A 2010-nucleotide genomic window follows, 5' to 3' on the forward strand; every position below is an offset into this window, starting at 1 on the left:
GTAGCTCCGGCAACAACATAGCAAACTCGCGGGTAATATGGGGCCTTCGCATGTCGAGGGAGTGTCTGGCGCCATGGTCCAGAGAACGTCCTGCCATTGATGCGGTTCTCGTGCTTGAGGCCGTTGCTCCCGCTAACCGGGAGCCCAATCGATGACACGGAGACGAAGCAAACACTGGCGAGTACGTCTCGCTTTTGAGCCGAACCGCTATTCCAGCGAACAACTGGAGAAGGCCTACGAGCAGCTCAGTCCGATCGATGCCCGAAGCACGAAGCGTTCATCGAACGCAAGGCCTGCGACGGTGATGGCTATGAAGCGAGGCAAACGATGAGCAACGTTGCCATGGTCGCGTTTTACGCGCGCGTGTCATCCGAGCAGCAAAGCAAACGCGGCACGATAGACAGCCAGATCGCTGCATTGAAAGAGCGTATTCAGGCCGACGGTGCGCAGATTGTGGAGGACATGTGCTTTGTTGATGCCGGGGTGAGCGGCGCAACGCTGGTCAGGCCGCAACTGGAGCGCCTGCGCGACGTCGCCGCGCTCGGGACGATCGATCGGCTGTACATCCTCTCGCCGGACCGCCTGGCGCGTAAATATGCGCACCAGGCGCTGCTGATGGAAGAGCTCTCCTCGTGCGGCGTACAGGTGGTGTTTCTCAATCATGCAATTGGCACAACACCGGAAGAATCACTGCTGCTGCAGATGCAGGGCATGATAGCGGAGTACGAGCGGGCAAAAATCGCAGAGCGTCACCGCCGCGGCAAGCTTCACGGTGCGAAACGCGGTACGGTCAATGTGCTATCAGGGGCGCCTTATGGCTACCGCTACATCCGAAGACAGCTCGACGGGACGCCAGCCCGGTACGTCATCGAACTGCCGCAAGCCGCCACGGTGAAAGCGATCTTCGAGTGGGTCGGGCTGGAGCGCCTGAGCCTCGGAGAAGTGATACGTCGGCTTGGCGAGGCCGGTACGGTGACGGCATCGGGCAAGCCGTACTGGGACCGCAGCGTGGTATGGGGCATCTTGCGTAATCCGGCGTACATGGGGCGGGCCGCGTTCGGCAAAACGCAGGTGTGCGATCACCCGGTGCGCGTGCGTGCCCAGCGTCACAGCGCCGACGTGCCCAGGAAACCCTATTCAGCGAAACGTGCGGACCGGCAGGAGTGGATCGAAATTCCTGTGCCGGCGATCATCAGCGAAGCACTATTCGAAATCGTTCAGGAGCAGCTTGCCGAGAACCGCAAGCTGGCGCGCCAGCGCCGGGATAATGCGACGCTGCGCCTGCTGCAGGGGCTCACTGTTTGTGGACAGTGCCGTTACGCCTATTACGCGAAGAAAGTGAGCAAGGCTGCAGCCAAAGGACATCAGCGGGATTACGCCTATTACCGCTGCGTTGGAACCGACGCTTTCCGATTCGGGGGCGAACGTATCTGCGACAACCCGCAGGTACGAACGGACAAGCTCGACGAGCTGGTATGGAATCAGATCGTCGAATTGCTTAGAAATCCAGATCGACTGAAAGAAGAGTATGAACGCCGACTTGACGTGATGGAGCGTAACGAAAAGTGCGGCTTCGACACCGCCAGCCTGGAAAAGCAGCGGCTTCAGCTCGAAAAGGGCAAATCGCGGCTGATCGACAGCTACGCCGACGGTATCATCGACAAGACCGACTTCGAGCCACGGATGCAGCAATTGAAGAGCCGGCTCGAACAGATTGAACAGCAGATCCAGGAATCACGGCGCCACGGAGCGATGCAAAGCGAACTGTTTCTGGTCATCAACCGGCTCGAGGAATTTGCAGCCGCTGTCACTGAAAAGCTTGATGCGATTGATCTTGAAACGAAACGCAAGATCGTTCTGGGCCTGGTCAAGCGCGTCGAAATCCACAAGGACGAAATCGTCGTTGTGTTCCGTGTCGATCCGCAGCCCCCGGTTCGCGGCAGCGAAAATTCGAACGACTCAGACGAAGGAGCGAAAAGTATGCAACATTGTAGGCGGCGTAATCAGCCC

General features: G+C 58.8%; 1 protein-coding gene. It reads left to right on the forward strand.

The features are described 5' to 3' along the window. Positions 1–327 precede the first annotated feature (327 nt). Positions 328–2010 (forward strand): recombinase family protein (locus GCT13_RS47465; protein WP_152768414.1); only part of this gene is annotated, 1683 nt, incomplete at its 3' end.

The sequence above is a fragment of the Paraburkholderia franconis genome, from assembly GCF_009362735.1.
GTDB lineage: Bacteria > Pseudomonadota > Gammaproteobacteria > Burkholderiales > Burkholderiaceae > Paraburkholderia > Paraburkholderia franconis.